This is a genomic window from Shewanella sp. Isolate7 (assembly GCF_022398425.1).
Taxonomy (GTDB): domain Bacteria; phylum Pseudomonadota; class Gammaproteobacteria; order Enterobacterales; family Shewanellaceae; genus Shewanella.
The window spans coordinates 1-17078 of record NZ_JAKEVJ010000017.1 but is presented as its reverse complement, the minus strand read 5'-3'; the positions used below and the strand labels follow the sequence as shown (position 1 = coordinate 17078).

At 55.2% G+C, this 17078-nt stretch carries 19 protein-coding genes; 3 read left to right on the top strand and 16 right to left on the bottom strand.

The window, feature by feature from the left end; translation table 11 throughout:
• Positions 1 to 36: 36 nt before the first annotated feature.
• The 6 genes from L1D47_RS06225 to L1D47_RS06200 all read right to left on the bottom strand — a co-directional run bounded on the left by L1D47_RS06225 (position 37) and on the right by L1D47_RS06200 (position 5801).
• Positions 37 to 723 carry a YafY family protein gene (locus tag L1D47_RS06225; RefSeq protein WP_239883093.1) on the bottom strand — a complete coding sequence of 229 codons (687 nt, stop codon included), beginning with the start codon at positions 721 to 723 and terminating at the stop codon, positions 37 to 39.
• A 54-nt stretch (positions 724 to 777) separates the two neighbouring features.
• The gene (locus tag L1D47_RS06220; protein WP_239883092.1) at positions 778 to 1239 is read right to left on the bottom strand and encodes a GyrI-like domain-containing protein; all 462 of its coding nucleotides are present in this window, start codon (positions 1237 to 1239) and stop codon (positions 778 to 780) included.
• Positions 1240 to 1356: 117 nt separating this feature from the next.
• On the bottom strand, positions 1357 to 1761 hold the full coding sequence (locus L1D47_RS06215; RefSeq protein ID WP_239883091.1) for a VOC family protein: 405 nt from the start codon (positions 1759 to 1761) through the stop codon (positions 1357 to 1359).
• Positions 1762 to 1923: 162 nt separating this feature from the next.
• Positions 1924 to 3678 (bottom strand): phospho-sugar mutase, encoded by a 1755-nt coding sequence (locus L1D47_RS06210; protein ID WP_239883090.1) that lies wholly within the window; start codon positions 3676 to 3678, stop codon positions 1924 to 1926.
• 248 nt (positions 3679 to 3926) lie between these two features.
• The gene (locus L1D47_RS06205; RefSeq protein WP_239883089.1) at positions 3927 to 4832 is read right to left on the bottom strand and encodes a GGDEF domain-containing protein; all 906 of its coding nucleotides are present in this window, start codon (positions 4830 to 4832) and stop codon (positions 3927 to 3929) included.
• A gap of 90 nt (positions 4833 to 4922) precedes the next feature.
• A complete protein-coding gene (locus L1D47_RS06200; protein WP_239883088.1) occupies positions 4923 to 5801 on the bottom strand; it encodes a transporter substrate-binding domain-containing protein in 879 nt (292 codons plus the stop codon).
• Between the two features lie 174 nt (positions 5802 to 5975).
• On the opposite strand from L1D47_RS06200, the gene L1D47_RS06195 reads away from it, so the two are divergent.
• On the top strand, positions 5976 to 6839 hold the full coding sequence (locus L1D47_RS06195; RefSeq protein ID WP_239883087.1) for an RluA family pseudouridine synthase: 864 nt from the start codon (positions 5976 to 5978) through the stop codon (positions 6837 to 6839).
• Here L1D47_RS06195 and L1D47_RS06190 read toward each other — a convergent pair.
• From L1D47_RS06190 to L1D47_RS06170, 5 genes are all read right to left on the bottom strand, one after another.
• On the bottom strand, positions 6829 to 8790 hold the full coding sequence (locus L1D47_RS06190) for a monovalent cation:proton antiporter-2 (CPA2) family protein (protein WP_239883086.1): 1962 nt from the start codon (positions 8788 to 8790) through the stop codon (positions 6829 to 6831). The two genes, L1D47_RS06195 and L1D47_RS06190, sit on opposite strands and share 11 nt — an antisense overlap.
• A gap of 5 nt (positions 8791 to 8795) precedes the next feature.
• Positions 8796 to 9413, bottom strand: a complete 618-nt coding sequence (locus tag L1D47_RS06185; protein ID WP_239883084.1) for an NAD(P)H-dependent oxidoreductase — start codon at positions 9411 to 9413, stop codon at positions 8796 to 8798.
• 239 nt (positions 9414 to 9652) lie between these two features.
• Positions 9653 to 10180: a GNAT family N-acetyltransferase gene (locus L1D47_RS06180; RefSeq protein ID WP_239883083.1), complete on the bottom strand. Its 528-nt coding sequence runs from the start codon at positions 10178 to 10180 to the stop codon at positions 9653 to 9655.
• Positions 10173 to 11138, bottom strand: a complete 966-nt coding sequence (gene metA, locus L1D47_RS06175; RefSeq protein ID WP_239883082.1) for a homoserine O-succinyltransferase — start codon at positions 11136 to 11138, stop codon at positions 10173 to 10175. The genes L1D47_RS06180 and metA overlap by 8 nt, the downstream gene beginning before the upstream one ends.
• A gap of 73 nt (positions 11139 to 11211) precedes the next feature.
• Positions 11212 to 11613 (bottom strand): YbaY family lipoprotein, encoded by a 402-nt coding sequence (locus tag L1D47_RS06170; protein ID WP_239883080.1) that lies wholly within the window; start codon positions 11611 to 11613, stop codon positions 11212 to 11214.
• Between the two features lie 118 nt (positions 11614 to 11731).
• On the opposite strand from L1D47_RS06170, the gene L1D47_RS06165 reads away from it, so the two are divergent.
• The gene (locus L1D47_RS06165; protein WP_239883077.1) at positions 11732 to 12502 is read left to right on the top strand and encodes an SDR family NAD(P)-dependent oxidoreductase; all 771 of its coding nucleotides are present in this window, start codon (positions 11732 to 11734) and stop codon (positions 12500 to 12502) included.
• 99 nt (positions 12503 to 12601) lie between these two features.
• Here L1D47_RS06165 and ompW read toward each other — a convergent pair whose 3' ends face one another.
• On the bottom strand, positions 12602 to 13282 hold the full coding sequence (ompW, locus tag L1D47_RS06160) for an outer membrane protein OmpW (RefSeq protein ID WP_239883075.1): 681 nt from the start codon (positions 13280 to 13282) through the stop codon (positions 12602 to 12604).
• Positions 13283 to 13694: 412 nt separating this feature from the next.
• On the opposite strand from ompW, the gene L1D47_RS06155 reads away from it, so the two are divergent.
• Positions 13695 to 13904 carry a hypothetical protein gene (locus L1D47_RS06155; RefSeq protein WP_239883073.1) on the top strand — a complete coding sequence of 70 codons (210 nt, stop codon included), beginning with the start codon at positions 13695 to 13697 and terminating at the stop codon, positions 13902 to 13904.
• 28 nt (positions 13905 to 13932) lie between these two features.
• Here L1D47_RS06155 and L1D47_RS06150 read toward each other — a convergent pair whose 3' ends face one another.
• From L1D47_RS06150 to L1D47_RS06135, 4 genes are all read right to left on the bottom strand, one after another.
• A complete protein-coding gene (locus L1D47_RS06150) occupies positions 13933 to 14232 on the bottom strand; it encodes a hypothetical protein (protein WP_239883071.1) in 300 nt (99 codons plus the stop codon).
• Positions 14233 to 14704: 472 nt separating this feature from the next.
• Positions 14705 to 15097 carry a YbaY family lipoprotein gene (locus L1D47_RS06145; RefSeq protein WP_041509552.1) on the bottom strand — a complete coding sequence of 131 codons (393 nt, stop codon included), beginning with the start codon at positions 15095 to 15097 and terminating at the stop codon, positions 14705 to 14707.
• Positions 15098 to 15126: 29 nt separating this feature from the next.
• Positions 15127 to 15990: an acyl-CoA thioesterase II gene (tesB, locus tag L1D47_RS06140; protein ID WP_239883070.1), complete on the bottom strand. Its 864-nt coding sequence runs from the start codon at positions 15988 to 15990 to the stop codon at positions 15127 to 15129.
• Positions 15991 to 16104: 114 nt separating this feature from the next.
• The gene (locus L1D47_RS06135) at positions 16105 to 17022 is read right to left on the bottom strand and encodes an SDR family NAD(P)-dependent oxidoreductase (RefSeq protein ID WP_239883171.1); all 918 of its coding nucleotides are present in this window, start codon (positions 17020 to 17022) and stop codon (positions 16105 to 16107) included.
• Positions 17023 to 17078 lie beyond the last annotated feature (56 nt).

Below are 17078 nucleotides of genomic sequence, written 5' to 3'. Positions count from 1 at the left end.
CTGAGCCTAAACCTAAACCTAAACCAGAGTATCCCTTTAGCCTGCCCCATGCTTCGCCTGCATCATGGCGATATAGTCAGGCATCTCCTGGCCCGGCGCGTGGGGAAAATAGCTGGCGAGCGGCAGCACGCCCGACATTCGATCGATGCGGAAATTACGAAAATCGTCACGCAGCTCGCACCAGGCCAGCAGGGTCCAGACCCCTTGCCAGTAATAGAGTGCCAGGGGGCGTACCCGTCGCTCGCTGCAACTCTGGTTTACATCCTGATAGCTCAGCAGAATATATTCCCGCTCTCTGGCACTCTTGCGCAGCAGGTCGAGAAAGATAAAGCCTTGGTCATGGCGATAAAAATCGGGGGCAAACATCAGCGACTGATAAGCCTTGAGTCGCTCGGGTAACACGGCTTCGACCTTGATCATCGCCTGCTTGGCGGCGCTGGCCAGCTCGTGTCCGCCCTGGGCCTGAACCATACGCATGCCCACCTGTATCGCCTCCAGCTCCTGCTCGTTAAACATCAAGGGCGGCACGCTCACCTCTTGGCGCAGCAAATAGCCGACGCCGGCCTCACCTTCGATGGGGATCCCCGACAGGCAAAGATCCTGAATATCCCGGTAGATGGTACGACTCGAGACCTCGAGACGCTCAGCCAGCTGCTTGGCCGTGGTTAGGCGTCTGTGTCTTAGGATTTGCACAATTTGAAATAAACGATCGGCGCGGCGCATGGATAACCCTAAATGATAAGGCCACTCAGTTAAAGAGTGGCCTGGTAGGCTAAGTTATACCTCGACATGGACGCCGATGTAGATATCGACACTATCTGCCTGAGAGTAACACTCGAAATCGGTCAGATATTGACGACGATAGGGACAATCGGAGCGTTGAAAATAGGCCCAGATCTGCTGCCAGAGTGAGATCACAGCCTGGGGCATCTCGCCTTGGGCACTAAAACAGAGGTAGTTGCCGCCCTCTAGGGTGAGCTCGGTGAGTTCGCCGCCCTCTGGCTCGATGGCGCCAGCCTCGACGGCTGTCATCACGCTATAATCGCCATCCATGTCGCTGGCATAATCATAGTAGACGCCATACACAGGCAGCTTGCCGAAGATCTGCTCGCCATACTGCCCCATAAAGGTCTGCCACAGCGGCGCAATTTTTTGCGTCGACGCCTCAGATTCTGCCCCATTGTTGGTGCGAACACTCATGCCAACCAAGGCCTTAGGCGCGAGGTTTATCGTCTTCATCTCAATTCCTTCTGTTGTTTGCCTTAGCCTATTTAGCTCGCTAGGCGTCGGCGCTCAAACCATCACTGCTTACTGCGCCTTGGCATCCTGACGAGTCGTTCAGGCTAGCCGTTCAAATTAGCCGTTCAAATTAGGTGCCCAGAGGCCGACGCGATTACCTTCACTGTCAACAATGACGCAGCAATAGCCGCACTCCCCCTCCTTGATGGCCATGGCTGGCACCGGGATCTCGACACCGTCTTGCGCTAACTTCGACACCAAGGGCGCGAGATGCTCGCTAAGATGAAGGTAAAGAATGCTGCCCTGCTGACTCGGGCGCATCATATCATGTTTCACCAGTGCGATGCTGGCCGCATCCTTAGCCTCTGTCTCTAAGATGGCCATCTGCATGCCAAACATGTTTTCATCACGAAAACTCACCCCCAAATGAGTCTGGTAGAAGGCCTTAGCCCGCGCCATATCTTCGACGGCGATCTCGCCCCAGACCAAAGGTGCCTGTTGTAGTGCTTGCTGTTGTTGCATCATGTTCTCCTTAATTGGCGAATGCGACGCTCAAGCCTGAACGTCTCCCTCACTCGTCAATAAGAAGAGCTTAACACCCCCCTACTGACAGCCTGGTGTCAGTAGGGTAGCAAGCCGATAAAAACCATTTGGCAGTTGCCAGTTAACCGAGAAAGGTCGCGGTTAAGCTTTCGGCAAGCCCGCCTGATGACGGCTGACGAAGTCCTCCATGGTCGCCTCGGCGCGGCGCTGCACCGCATCCATTCCCTCATCCTCGCCAAAGGCCTCGACCACCTCGTAGTAACACTTCACCTTAGGCTCTGTGCCCGATGGGCGTACGATCACCCTGGCATTGCCCTCGAGTCGATAAATAAGCACGTCGCTGCGTGGCAGGTCGATGGCCTCTTCACGGCCATCGGCAAAGCGGCGTAACCCCAGACTGATATCATCCACAGACACCAGGGCCCGTCCGGCAATCTCACTTGGGCTTAGCGCCCTTAGCTGCTCACCTATGGTCGGGGCACCGGGCTCACCGCTCAGGGCGATACTCACCTGACGGTTGAGGTAATAGCCAAACTGACGATAGATGCTCTCCAGCCTGTCCCATAGGGTCTCCCCCTTGGCCGCCAGCTCGGCGGTCAGCTGCACGAAGGCCACCAGCGCCGATAGGCCATCCTTGTCCCACACCATGCTGCCGACCGTGTAACCCAGCGCCTCTTCATAGGCGAACAGGAAACGGTTTTCCTGAGTCTGTTTGCTCATACCCACGTTGGTCAGCCATTTAAAGCCTGTCAGCGTAGTCTCGCAGCGGGCACCACTGGTCTCGCTGATACGTGTCAGCAGGCTGGAGGAGACGATAGTGCAGCAGAGCAGGCGCTGATCGTCTCCGGCATGAGACAGCAGATAGTGGCCCAGCAAAACGCCCACCTGATCCCCTGTCAGCATCTGATAGGCCTGGCTAGCGGGCATCGCTGGCGTAGCATCGGGTCTGCGCACCGCCACCGCAAAGCGGTCGGCGTCGGGGTCGTTGGCACAGGCCAGCATGGCCCCCTGTTTATGGGCCTCGGCCATCACCAGATCCATGGCGCCCGCCTCTTCGGGGTTAGGGAAGTTGACCGTAGGGAAGTCACCATCGGGCTCGCGCTGGGCCGCTACCGAGTAGACCTGTGTGACGCCGATATCCTTAAGCAGGGTCTCGGCCATCTCGGCGCCGACCCCATGCATGGCGGTATACGCCAGGCTCACCAGCTCGGGACGGGTATGGTTTTGCAGCACCTCGGCCTCTAACACCCCCTGACGATAGGCCTGATAATAATCCGCTTCGAGCATCACCAACTTGCCACTCTCAATCGCGACATCCAAGGGCAGCATATCCACCGGCGAGTTGGCCGCCAGCTCGATACGTGCCGCGATGCCCGTATCATGGGGGGGAATGATCTGCGCGCCATTGCCCCAGTAGACCTTATAGCCATTGTATTGAGGCGGATTATGACTGGCGGTCACCACGATACCGGCCGCCGCCCCCAGATGCAGTACGCAAAAAGCCACCAGCGGCGTAGGTGCTACCTTACTGGTTAAAAACACCTTAAAACCCGCCGCGGTGAGTACGCTGGCGGCATCTTCGGCAAACTGTTTGGAATCGTGGCGACCATCGTAACCTATGATCACCCCGCGGCTGGCGGCATTCTCCACCTGCGCCTTGAGATATTCGGCGACGCCCTTAGAGGTCTGCTGCACCACGAGACGGTTCATCCGCATCGGACCCGCCCCCACCACTCCGCGAATGCCTGCGGTGCCGAATGTGAGGCGTCCGGCAAACCTTGCCGCCAACTCCTCCTGCGCGCCTTGATCTACCAGGGCCTGGATCTCGTCGCGACTCTTGGCGTCGCTATCGAGACTCAACCAATGTTTAATCCGTGCCTGTATCTGTGTTTGCATAATGCCTCCGCTGCACCTGTTTCCCTTAACAGTATGGCTGCCTGTCGGGCTTAACAAGTAAATTTGCATTAAAGATTCATCATATTAACTATAGAAGATAGACGCAGATGCCTCTGCTGGCTTAAAGCTATGGTGATGTATTCATGGTGCGACCATGTGGCTGATTTGCCAATGACAATCGCCATTAAACGACATAGGCGATTCGAGGGCCTGGCTAATGGAAAAGCCAGGCGGAAAAATAGCAGCAACTAGAGGATATAACTTAGCTGGTTCTTGCCTTGCTCCTTCGCCTGATAAAGCGCCTTGTCGGCGCGCTTGAGCGTATCCTGGTAGGAGAAGTCATCGGTCTTGATCCCTGTCATGCCCACGCTGATGGTCGCCAGTAGTCCATCCTCCGCCAGGGCAGATAGTGCACGATTAAAACTTACATGCAGTCCTTCAACCATGGCCATTGCCTGACTCGGCATGAGGCCTGGCAGCACCACCACAAATTCATCGCCACCGAATCGATAGGCATAGTCGGTTCGGCGAAACTCACTGCGGCAGATCTCTGCAACCGCCAGGATGTTCTCATCCCCCTTTTGGTGGCCTTTCGCGTCGTTGACCTGCTTGAGATTATCGATATCTAACATCAGGATAGTGGTCGGTATCCCCTGCTCGCTGAAGTTATCGAAATGCAGGGCGAAGTCACGCTCGAGATGGCGACGATTAAACAACCCGGTGAGCTGATCCGTATCGCTCAGCTCTCTGAGCTTAAGCTCGAGCTCATGACGTTTAGAGATATTGCTGGCGACCCAGAGCACCACCTCCTCGCCGTCGACGCGAAAGTCCAGCGCCTGGATCCGCCCCTCGAACCAGATGGGCTCCACGGGGCCTTCATCGGGGAGCCCCTTCACATCCTTGTTGCTCAGCTCATACTCTTCGATCAGCAGATGGCGGCTCGAAAGTGCCCTGTCTATGGTTTGCAGAAACCAGGCGGCCTTAGCGGGTTTGATCACTTCATGTAGGTAGCTACCAATCAGACCGCGACCATCGTGATAATAGCGGGCATCGCTGCCACCGAAGACGGCCACATACTTGCCGCTACAGGACAGAATAAATGCGGGATCCGGCATTGCCTCAAGCACGGCAACCATCTGCTCATTTGCGATCATACCCCCTCCCCATAGAGGCCGTCAGACTAACGCTACTCTAGACCTTATTTGACGCCAATTTGGTAAAAATTGCCAGATAATTCAACATGCTCAATCGAACCACAATGCCGATTCGCTGAGCAGATTCTTACTTGTCTGTGACAAAAATGGATTATCCAAGCGAAAGACTCGCCGCTCGGCGAGCTTAGCCCGGCCAAGCATACCTTCTGTGATGGCATGATGATAAAAAAGCTCGTCGAAGCTGCCATCGAGCAAGGCCGCGCGCAGGCCATATTCGATCCGCTCCGCGAGTGCCGGATTGTCTGGGCTAACAAAGAAATAGAGTGGCGCGGGATAGATGACAACGAAGTGGGTGTCGACCATGAGCGCAGGCCTGTCGCTGACCTCATCCCAGGGCTCATGCAGTGCCCGCAGGAAGTAATCGAAACGGCGTTTCTCCAGCATGGTCAACAAATTATGGGCCGCGCCGCGAACCAGGGTAAAACCATGACGCTGTAACACATCGCTGTCTGGCCAGTCGCTGCCCTGCCCCACAGGAATCACCTGTAACTGCTCTATGGTGGTGATGTTGGCAAAACGCGCCGCATCCTCTGTGCGTATGATGGCGATACGGTGACCCATTAACCCCTTAAGCAGAGGGAAATAAACCGCCCGCAGCTGGCGCTCACGCTCCATGCTGGTCATGGTCCACACCACATCCAGCTTGGCCTGCTCCACCAGCTTGATGGTGCGCCCCTGGGGCATTTCCATCTCCACCGGCTGCAGGCGGTAGTCACCATATTGGTCTTGGCTCTTCTCCATCGCCAGGCGCAGCAGGTCGATATAATAACTCTGTTTGGGATCGACAAAATGGGTCGACAGGTTGTAGCGTATCTCTGTCACCTCGGCCCGCGCTGCCATGCTGATGCAAAGGATTATCCACAGGCTAATGAGCAGTGTCATCCACCTCATCAGGCTAAATTGCCGCATCTTGCTCCTCCCTGATGCCACCTTGCTTGAGTATAGCAGCCAAGGGGCGGTCAACTATGATGAGATTAATTCCCTTGCCGATTAAGCTGCCGCCGACGACAAGGGGACAAAATAGTGTAAACTGGCGGGGTTTTTCACCCGAGCGCTCTCCAATGCGCAAATGATGAGTTCAGCATGCCTCTAGACCCCACACTACACCCAGTCGAACATCACCTCAAGGTCAGCCAGACGCAGAATGACGCCTGCACCCTATTGGCCGAGGCGAGTGGTCTCTCCAAGCAGGAGATCAAGCAGGCGATGGCCAAGGGAGCGGTGTGGCTCACCCGGGGCAAATACACTCAACGACTGCGCCGAGCCAAGAAGCCGCTAAAGGTCGGGGATCAGCTCCATCTCTACTACAACCCCAAGGTGCTGGCCCAACAGGTGGAAGAAGCCCAGCTTATTCTGGATAAGGGCGAATACAGCATCTGGTATAAGCCCTACGCCATGTTGTGTCAGGGCTCCAAATGGAGCGATCACACCACCATCAACCGCTACGTAGAGACTCACCTCACGCCCCAGCGTCCCGCCTTTATCATACATCGTCTGGACAGGGCCGCTACCGGCCTGGTGATCATTGGCCATAGCAAGACCACCACTGCAGCGCTGGCGGCGCAATTCGAGCAGCGCCAGCTGGATAAACAGTACCGGGTGATCGTCAAGGGCGCGTTTCCCAAACAAACCCAGACCATAGACACTCAGGTGGATGGCAAGGCGGCGCGCTCCCACGCCAGCTTAGTGGCGTATGATGGCGAGCTGGATATGTCGCTGGTCCAGGTCAAGATAGAAACCGGGCGCAAGCATCAGATCCGCATCCATATGGCCAGCATTGGCTTTCCCGTGGTGGGCGACAGACAACATGGCGATGCGCAGGCCGGCGATCCTAACTTGCAGCTCACCGCCTGCTTCCTGGATTTCACCTGCCCCCTAGACAAGCAGCCTGTGCATGTCGAGCTGCCAGAGGCGCTGCAGCCGAGTCTTTCCGCCCTTAAGGCTTAATCTCTTCTTCTGGCGGGCGTAATGGCTGCGGCTCCTCACCATCGAGCAACTCGTCATACCCCTTGGGCGGCGGCGTCCAGCCCCGCTCGCTCATGGCATACTTGTCGTTGCGATCCCGCGCCATGGCGGCCTTGATGGTCTCCTCCAGCTCGATAAACAGCTTGCGATAGTTGTTATCGAACCGCTCGCCACTGCTGTCATCTTTCCAGGCGCCATAGAGCGTGTCGGAGCTGCGCTTCTCTATACGCTTGAAGGTGTTCTTCTGCTGCTCCACATGGAAGGGGTGAAATCCCAAACACTTCATGGCATCGGCGCCCAGCTCCAGCGCCGACAACAGGGTATCCTTCTGGATAAAGTCGGCGCCGGCATCTCGCAGCAGATAGGCATGGCCTCGGTCAAACGCCCGGGCGAGCACCTTCACCTTGGGATAGGTGTGCTTCACATACTTCACCAACTCAACCGCGCTGTCTCGGTTATCCATGGCGACCACCAACAAGGCAGCCTCCTCTATCCCCGCCGTATGCAGCAGATCCGGGCGGGTCGCATCGCCAAAATAGCTCTTCACATTGATGCGGCGCAGCATATCCACCTGGCTAATCTGATGGTCCAGCACGACCGTCTTGATGCCGTTGGCGCTGAGCAGGCGATTGACCACCTGACCGAAACGGCCGACACCGGCGATGATCACGCTGCCGTGCTCGTCGATGTTATCAGCCTCTCGCTCGGCCTCGCTGGTGCAATATCTCGGCTCTATCACACGTTCAAACAGGATAAACAGGCCGGGAGTCAGCATCATACTCAGGGCGACCACCAGTGACAGCAGCTGTGCCAGCTCACCAGGCAACACATGGTTTTGCACAGAGAAACTGAGCAGCACGAAGCCGAACTCCCCGGCCTGGGCCAGGCTCAGGGCAAACAGCCAACGGTCACTCTGCCCTATCTTAAACACAGGGGTGAGCAGCAAGAGTACCAGGGCCTTCAGCACTATGATCCCAAGGGTTAGCCCCAGGATGAGGCCGAGATCCTGCCACAGAATGCCAAAGTCGATGCCGGCACCGACCGTGATAAAGAAGAGCCCCAGCAACAGCCCCTTGAAGGGATCGATATTGGACTCCAGCTCATGGCGAAACTCGCTGTTGGCCAGTACCACGCCCGCGAGAAAGGTTCCCAGCGCAGGTGACAGCGCCACCAGGCTCATCAGCGCCGCGATGCCGATCACCAACATCAGGGCGGTGGCGGTAAAGATCTCCCTCACCCCGGATGAGGCCACGAAACGAAACAAGGGGCGACTAAGATAGTGACCGCCAACGACCAGTATACCTATGGCCGCCACCATCACCATGGCGTAGGCCCAAGGCCGCAGGCCTGCAACCAGGCTCATCTCCTCATGCAGCGCCGCCATCTGGGTGGCCGCCTGCTGCGCCTGTTCCACCAGCTCTGGCAGGGCCAGCAGCGGAATAAAGGCCAGCATGGGGATCACAGCGATATCCTGAAACAGCAGCACCGAGAAGGCGTTGCGGCCGCCATCGGTGCGACCGAGCCCCTTCTCATTAAAGGTCTGTAGTACGATCGCCGTCGACGACAAAGCGAAGATAAGGCCAATGGTGAAGGCAATGCTCAACTGCTGGCCGAAATAGAGGGCGATGGCCATCACCGCGCCCGTAGTCAGCAGTAACTGCAGCCCGCCCAACCCCAGCAGGCGGTGGCGCATGGCCCATAACATCTTAGGCTCCAGCTCCAGCCCCACCACAAACAGCATCATCACCACACCAAACTCGGCGAAATGCTGAATGACCGAGGTCTCCTCGCCCACCAGGCCGATCACCGGCCCTATCACCACCCCGGCGATCAGATAGCCAAGTACCGAGCCCAGACCAAAGCGCCTCGCCAGGGGCACGGCGATCACCGCCGCGACCAGATAGATGAAGGCTTGCAGGAAATAATTGGTCATAGTGCTTACCCCGTGATGATCTGATCCAGATGGCCGTTTAGCTTCTCAAGCCTGGCGGCCAGGCGGCGATTGAGTTTGCCCTCAACCAAGGCGGTCAAGAGCTCACGCCACTCCTCGAGGTGTTGCGCCATCAGGCCATCCTCGACGGCGGTGCGGGCGCCAAACAAGGCAAATGGCGGCAGGTAGCGCATGCCGGAGAGGCTGGCGGTCTGCTCAAGGGGCGCCAGGAGTTGCCTCAGGGTGAAATGATTATAGCCCTCGGCCTGATAGGCCTCCTCCTTGCCCCCTGCCGTGATGGCGCAGAAGAAGCGTTTTCCCTTGAGTGCATTGCCATCTGTGCCATAGGCAAAGCCATATTCCAGCACTAAGTCTTGCCACTCCTTTAGGATGGCGGGCGTGGAATACCAGTAGAGGGGAAATTGAAAGATCACCACATCGTGGGCCAACAGACGCTGCTGTTCACGCTCGATGTCGATATCAAATTCGGGATACTCGCCATAGAGATCCACCGCGGTCACCCCGGGTATCGTCTTGGCCAGTTCAAACAGGGGCAGGTTAACTTCGGATCTATGTTGGGAGGGATGTGCCAATAACAGGAGTACGGCTTGCTGTTGCTCTGACATGAGGATCCTTTCTCTAAGGTGATGCGTCAGGCGAACACCGGGCGCTTGGTTTAGGAGCCGTTGAGCCTCGATGAAGGTATCAACTGTCCTCACTAAAATAGCGCCTAAGACCGTGTGCTTCAAGCGCTGTCACCTAAGGTCCTGGCATTTTACCCTCGATGTCAGTTGCGCGCCCAGACTAGGCGCGTCTGGGCGGTAGGGATAGCCCGGCGTTACTCGCCGAAGCAGCAGAGCTATGACTAGGCCGTGCGGTAGAGATGAAGCTCAGCCCCTTGATCCTCATAACTGTCGATTCGCACCATGCCCGCCTTCTCCAGTACCCGGATGGACGCGACATTTTCCTTCATCACCTCGGCGTATACACAGTTTATGCCTAAGGTCTCCCTGGCGTAACGCAAACAGGCGATAACGGCCTCGGTGGCCAGCCCCTTGCCCCAATACTCGGGCAACATGCGATAGCCTATGTCCACCCCACCCTGACCACGATTGAGCAGCGGCTCATACTTAATGCCGCAAAAGCCAATGAGCTCGTCGTCCTGCTTGCTGACCAAGGCGTAGCGAGCAAAACCATGTTCGCGGTATCCGGCAAGCCAGTAGCTTTCTATGACGCCCCTGGCATCGTCCAGGCTCTTGATCGCATCCTCATCACCGGTATAGCGCACCACCTCAGGATTTGAGGAGAAATGATACACGGCCTCGGCATCCTCCATCACAAACTGACGCATGATGAGCCTTGGCGTCTCGATAAGCGCGGCAAGCTTAGTCATCGTCTTGCCCATCCTTATACTCATGCTCCCAGGGCGTGATGGCGCTCATATCATGGAGATCATAGGGGGTCAGCTGGTAGACATAGTAATTCAGCCAGTTGCTAACCAGCAGGCTGCCGTGACCATGCCAGCGGGCGACGGGCGCCTGGCTGGGATCATCACAGCGAAAATAGTTCTTCGGTATTGCAGGGTTAAGCCCTTCTGCCAGATCCCGCTGATACTCATCCCCCAGGGTCGATTTTTGATATTCCGGATGGCCCATCACGAACAGGTTGCGGTTGTTACGGCTCAACACCAAATAGGCGCCGGCCTCATCGGACTCGGCCAAGACCTGTAGCTCCTTGTGGGCCTTGAGATCCTCGACATTCATCTCGGCGAAGCGGGAATGGGGCGCGAAGAACTCATCATCAAACCCCCGCAACAGAGGAAAATGTTTATGAGTACGCTGGTGATTAAACACGCCGGAACGCTTGGCCGAGAGCAGCTTTCGCTGCAAACCGTAGAGGTGATACAGGGCCGCGTGGGCCGCCCAGCAGAGAAACAGCACTGAGGTCACATGTTGTTGGGACCAGTCGATGATCTCGCGTATATGATCCCAATAGGTCACCTCTTCGAACTCTATCTGCCCTAGCGGCGCGCCGGTGATGATCAGACCATCGTAATTCTTGTGGCGCACCGCCTCGAAATCACGATAGAAATTGTTCATATGGTCGATAGAGGTGTGCTTGGACGCCTTATCGTGAATGCGCAGCAGATCCACATCCACCTGTAAGGGGGTATTGCCGAGTAGCCTAAGCAGCTGGGTTTCTGTCTCTATCTTGTTTGGCATCAGGTTGAGGATCAGCACCTTCATGGGTCTGATATCCTGATTGGCCGCCCGGGTCTCGGACATGACAAAGATATTTTCTGATTCGAGAATTTCCGCCGCTGGCAGATTATCGGGAATTTTTACCGGCATACCGCGCCTCTTTCGACCTGGTTAACAGAGCCCCAGATTAGGCTAGATGTCGCAAGCGGCGCGGTGAATTGCCTTAACCGCCGACGCGCTGTACTAGCACAGAGATAGGCGCACTATCACCTAAATCTATGGGGTAAGATTGAGTATTGATAAACATCAGTTTGCCATCCAGGCTTATCTTGGCGCCCACGCTATAGGTATGGCCCGCCTCGAACTGATCCCTTGGGATGACAAAGGTAAAGGGCGCCGGCGTGGTCACATCATCACGCTCGAAGGCCGCCAACACCACGGCAGGCGCGTCCATCAATGACACGTCCTGGATCTGCACCGACAGCACAGCCGCTGGTGGTAGGGCGATTCGCTCCTTAAACCAAACCTCCCCCTGGATCTCCACGCTGGCATTTGGGGTCGCACAAGCCGTCATCAGGCCCGCACTCATCGCCACTGCCGCTAGGGGTTTCAACCATCTGTTCATACTCTTGCTCCTAATCATACATCAAGACTTCTGGATGTCCACATGTCTATACTATAAATCTTGTTCTCTATCAGAGATCTTCATATCATAGGCGAACCATTTGTTGAGAAATAGCCTCATGTCTCAAGCTACAGCCATAATTGTGGGCGCCAGCTCACTCGTTAGCCGTGAAATTGCCAAACAACTTGCCCAGCAAGGCGTGGAACTGGCACTTCTAGCACAAGATACCGAATCCCTTACCGAATTTGCCCAGTCTCTGCCCACCCAGGTCAGCCTGCATGAGCTGGCGATCGAGAGCCCGAGGGAAATCATCACCACACTGGAGAGCGTCTGGCAGCAACTTGGCGGTGCCCATCTGGTGATCGTCAATACCGGCCTCAATGGCTACGACGCCTCGCTCCCCTGGCCACTGGAGCAGGATATCATTACCGTCAATGTGCAGGGCTATAGCGCCATATGCAATACGGCATTCAGATTATTTGTCGACCAGGGCTATGGACAGCTCGCGGCAATCAACTCCATCGCCGGACTCAGAGGCGGCCCCAGCGTGGCCTACCATGCCTCCAAGGCCTACGCCAGCAGCTATCTCGAGGGGCTGAGCATGCATGCCCAGCGTCTCAAGCTGCCTATCACCATCACAGATCTGCAGCTGGGTCTGCTGGACAAGGCAGCCATGCAGCAGAGTCGCCTCTGGCTGTCTCCTCCCCATGAGGTGGCGCAACAGGCGATCAAGGCGATGCAGAAGGGCAAGCGACGTGCCTATATCACCAAGCGTTGGCGCCTGGTGGCCTGGTTAACCAAGTGTCTACCGGAATTTATCTACAACACACGCCACTGGCGCACCAAGGAAGAACGAAAGGCGGCAAAAGCTGCCAAGAAAGCGCAGTAGTAAAGCGCATTAGTAAAGCCCCAATCACGAGCGAGGGCGAATAGAAACGCACAAAAAAAGGAGCCAATTGGCTCCTTTTTCTATTCGTAATCCAGAGGATTAGAAGGTGTAGCCAACGCTCACCATGTAAACCCAAGGATTGATATCTGTCTCGATAGTCACAGGTACAGTTGTTGCGGTTCCTGCGTTGTCGAAGGTGTAGTTAAACTTGGCGTCAGTGCTGATTTGCGCATACCAAACTGAGGCGTTAACCAACCAGTTGTTGTTCACCTGATAGTCGATACCCACTTGCGCCGCCAGACCCCAAGAGTTTGACAGGCTTAGATCCGATAGGCGTCCGCCTGCATCATTAGTGATCTCGTTATCGAAGAAGTTAGTGAAGTTCACACCGGCACCGATATAAGGACGCAGCTTAGAATCGGCCGAACCGAAGTAGTACTGAGCCACTAAGGTAGGTGGCAGGTGCTTGGTCTCAGCCACTTTACCAACACCTTTTAGCGAGATGTCATGGCTAAAGGGAGTCGCGGCCAACAGTTCAATACCAAAGTTGTCGGTCAGCATGTAACCGAAGTTCAGGCCTAGTTGCGTATTACTGCTAACAGAAAACTCACCTAGGTTACCTAGGTCAGGTGTAACGACATCCTGGCTAGATTCATTTGGCGCAACGGTAACAGCACCGGCGCGAACGATGATGTCACCAGCTTGGTGTGCAGAAGCGGCAAATCCAGTAGACAGTAGGGCGGCAGCGATCAGACCTGAAACGATAGTTTTTTTCATCATACTACTCCATTAATACAACAGTTAACGTTGTTTTTATTATCAAAATCCTTACATTTGCGCGTATCCTGCCAGATGAACACCTAAGAGTTCTTGATCCAAATCAATAAGCTAGAGCAATACCTCTTTTTGCGTAGCTATGCGCGACCCAGATCACACAAAATAAACAAATATTGACAATACCCCTTTAATTTCCGTGACACATATCCGCATCGAGCACTTGTTGATCAGCCGAGCGGAACTCAAATAAATTCAGAAATTAACAAACTAGTAACACCCCAAAAGGCCTGTAATTCGGCGCAGTTGTTAACCATTCTGATAGATTGAAAACAGCGATGAATGCCCATTGAGAGAAAGAGATGCCTGGGCGTTTGCTCATCTTTGCAGCAACGCCTAAGCAGATAAATGGGTATGGATGGAGCTATCAGCTAATGTCGGCAACTCACCGCTATCCCCCACAACAATGCAGGCAAATGGCATGGCAGTGGGCGAGCGGCTGGGGGTAGCTGAGAATGTGGCTTTAGTTTTAGTTTTAGTTTTAGTTTTAGTTTTGGTTTTGGTTTTAGTTTTGGTTTTGGTTTTGGTTTTAGTTTTGGTTTTGGCGAGCGTCGTGGTGCTAGCCTGAGGCGGCAAATGCTCCCGCTAGACTCCTGCTAGGCCCCTATCATTAATAGGCCGGACGCGAGACTCAGCATTGCGAGACTAATCAGAGCCAGGCTGGCAAAGAGCTGCTCTTGGCCGTCTTGGTGCTGCCAGCTTCTATCCTTAAAGGCATTGTGCGGCTCGTCGCTGCTTCGCCAGGCCGAACGCCAGCCATCATTCTCGGCATTGATCTTGTTAGTGTGGGTATTGAGCTGACGCTTGGAATCAGCTTCTCGATAAGACTCAAACGAGCCTGGGGTTTCGGCACCGGGCAGACTGCCGATGAGATGATGACTGCCGATAAACTGCATCTGTTCTTCCTTGATTTGTTATTATTATCAACTCACCCTATTGGATAAAATATATTAAATCAAGGTTCAGGCGGTGTCACTTGACTGAAATTTACTCAAGTTGCCTATTCTTAAATTGCCTATTCTCAAATTACCTTTGTTCAAATTGCCTTTGTTCGAGTTGCCTTTGTTCGAGTTGCCTTTGTTCAAGTTGCCTTTGTTCAAGTTGCCTTTGTTCGAGTTGCCTTTGTTCAAGTTGCCTTTGTTCAAGTTGCCTTTGTTCAAGTTGCCTTTGTTCGAGTTGTCTTGCTCAAATAGCCAGGTGTCCAATTGCTAAGGCCAACGCCGAAGCTCATACGCCAAGGCTAACCGCAAGTTTCATCCACAAAGCCTATCCTCAAAAGCCGAGCCTGAAGGCCACCCTCTAAGGGCTCCCCTGAAAACGCGCCATAAAAAAGGAGCCCTTGGGCTCCCTTCGCTTCATCAAGTAGACCTACTTGACTAGTTTCATCACCACTTCCGTGGTGTACTTGCCGTTATTGATCACCGGAAACCTGTCGTAGGTCTGGAAGATCACCTTGCCCTGATACTGGATCATGGCGACCACGCCATAGTTGACACTCTTGTCTATGGTCTCGCGGGCGAAGGCAAACTTAAAGGGCACCGGGGCTCTGGCGATATCGAAGCTCTTCTGGGCGATGATGGCGCCCGGGGTGTCGAGATCGATCACCGCAATGGTAATGCTGCAACCTTGGGGCAGATTGATCTTCTCCAGATAACCGGCGGCGCCATTAACGAAAATCGGCGGCTCAGGCTCTACCGTCACACAGCCCGCCAACAAAATAAGCAGCAAAGACGCCAATATGGCTTTCATTTTCATCTTCATCACATTCAACCTTTCACTCACTGTTTCATTTATCCCTGTGTTAATCGAATCAAGCCTTCCTGGGTCGCCGAGGCCACCAGCTCACCACTCTGGGTGTAAAACTCGCCGCGCACGAAGCCACGACCGCCACCGGCATTGGGGCTATCTATGCTATAGAGCAACCACTGGCTGAGATCCAGCGGACGGTGGAACCACATGGCATGGTCTATGGTCGCCATACGCATGCCAGGGGTTAAGAAGGAGACGCCATGGGGCTGAGCCGCCGTCACCAGGAAATTAAAGTCTGAGGCATAGGCCAGCAGATATTCGTGCACCGACAGATCGTTAGGCACCTTACCATTGGCACGGATCCATACATGCCTGATGGGCTCGCGTTGGTTAGGTGCCATGGGGTTACAGGGGTTCACCAGACGCATCTCCAGTGGCGAATCCGCCATAAACTTCTCCAGCACCTTACGCGGCACCTTGTCTCTGAGTGTCGAAGCCAGCTCCTGCTGATTAAGCAAGCCCTCTGGCCCAGGCACATCGGGCATCTGACTCTGGTGATTCAGGCCTTGCTCGGGCTTTTGGAAGGAGCAGGTCATGTAGAAGATGGGTCTGCCCTTCTGAATCGCCTTCACTCGGCAGGCACTAAAGCTGCCACCGTCACGCATATTTTCCACGTCATAGACGATGGGCAGTTTCTCATCACCGGCACGCAAGAAATAGGAGTGGAAGGAGTGCACCTGACGCTCACTGTCGACGGTTTGCGCCGCTGCGCTAAGGGCCTGGCCCATGACCTGTCCGCCAAACACATGGCCGAACCCCAGATCTTGGCTCTGACCGCGATAGAGGCCGACCTCTATCTGTTCGAGCGATAACAGGGATAAGAGATCATCTAATACCTGACTCATGCAACCTCACCGAAACTCATCAATATTGGTCGTCAAGCTTACCTTAGATTCCCCTTATCTTGCTAGCGCTGTTGACCTTTCCTGGCGGTTCCTGCAGCAATTTGTCACCGCCGGCTATTCGATGTCGACATGATGTTCGGCTGCGCTGCGCCTTGCCCAGGCGGTCACCTGCTCCTCGCCGCTCTCGTGGTAATGGCAGGGCTGCGCCCGATACAGCTCATCCCAGCGCAGGGCGATCACCTCGGGCTTGCAATCATCTTCGACGATACGCAGCGGCTGAAACTCGACAAACATCCCATGGCTTACGCTACCGGCCGCGGCAAGCAGGTGTTGGCCACTACAGGCATGAGAGGAACAGAGATAGAGTAGCGTGGCATTGACAGACGAGGTGCTAAACAGTGGCTTCACCAAGGGACTGAGGTGATTCTCGGTCATGGCGGTCAGCGCCTGTGGCACTAAGGTATTGACCGAGATATTGTAGTCCCGCCCCTCCTTGGCCAGGCTGTTGACCAGGCCGACCAGCGCCATCTTGCTAGCACTGTAGTGGGTCTCATGCATATCGCCATAGAGGCCGCTGGCCCCTGCCGTCATCACGATGCGGCCATAGTTTTGCCGCTTCATCAAGGGCCACACCAGCTTGGTCAGATGGAAGCTGCCGTTGAGATCCACCTCCAGCTGCCGCTGCCATTGATCAAAACTCAGGGTATCGAAGGATACAGGTGCATGAATACCGGCATTGTTAATGGCGATATCGATTCGCCCCCAGCGCGCCACCACAGTCTCGATCGCTTCGCGAAGCGCCTGACTGTCACACACGTCAATATGGAAACTCAGGCAGTCGGCGCCCAGCTCGGTCAGGGTACGCGCCGTCTTATTGAGGCCGGCACCACTATAGGTCTGACAGCGGCTATCGCCACAACCCGAATCGATAATGGCCAAGCACGCACCGCGCTCGGCTAAGGCGATCGCATAGGCTCGTCCTAAGCCAGCCCCCGCTCCTGTGACGACAGCTACCTGTTCATCAAAACGCATCATCCTGATCCTTGTCTCTCGCCGCCAAAAAGCCTTATTTGACCTAAGTATTAAAT